Source organism: Ralstonia sp. OTU4908, assembly GCF_038440115.1.
GTDB lineage: Bacteria > Pseudomonadota > Gammaproteobacteria > Burkholderiales > Burkholderiaceae > Ralstonia > Ralstonia pickettii.
In genome coordinates, this window is sequence record NZ_JASATD010000097.1 from 1 (window position 1) to 842 (window position 842).

1 protein-coding gene is annotated in these 842 nt (G+C 64.5%); it reads left to right on the forward strand.

Translation table 11 applies throughout. From position 1 onward, the window contains the following. Positions 1 to 842 (forward strand): FAD-binding protein (locus AAHM38_RS25465; RefSeq protein ID WP_342234425.1); only part of this gene is annotated, 842 nt, incomplete at both ends.

The following is an 842-nucleotide window of genomic DNA, read 5'->3' on the forward strand; positions in this document are numbered from 1 at the left end:
GGCGAGCGCTTCATGGAGCGCTATGCCCCGACGCTGAAGGATCTGGCGCCGCGTGACTTCGTGTCGCGCTCGATGGACCAGGAAATCAAGGAAGGCCGCGGCTGCGGCCCGAACGGCGACTACGTGCTGCTCGACCTGACGCACGTCGGCGCCGAGACCATCATGAAGCGCCTGCCGTCGATCCGCGAAATTGGCCTGAAGTTCGCCAACGTCGACGCCATCAAGGAGCCGATTCCCGTGGTGCCGACCATCCACTACCAGATGGGTGGCATTCCGACGAACTATCACGGTCAGGTCGTGGTGCCGAAGAACGGCAACCCGAACGAGGTCATCAACGGTTTCTACGCGATCGGCGAATGCTCGTGCGTGTCCGTGCACGGCGCCAACCGCCTGGGCACGAACTCGCTGCTCGACCTGGTGGTGTTCGGCCGTTCGGCGGGCAACCACATCATTGCGCAGAACCTGAAGAACCGCGAGCACAAGCCGTTGCCGGCCGACGCTGCCGACCGTGCGCTCTCGCGCCTGGCCAAGCTCGATTCGTCCAGCTCGGGCGAATACGCGCAGGACGTCGCCAACGACATCCGCCGCAACATGCAGTCGCACGCTGGCGTGTTCCGTACGCAGAAACTGATGGATGAAGGCGTCGAGCGCATCCTGGAAGTGGCCGAGCGCGCTGGCAACATCCACCTGAAGGACAAGTCCAAGGTGTTCAACACCGCGCGCGTCGAAGCGCTGGAAGTGGCCAACCTGGTGGAAGTGGCGAAGGCGACGATGGTGTCGGCTGCCGCCCGCAAGGAATCGCGCGGCGCACACGCCCACAGCGACTTCCCGAACCGCGACGA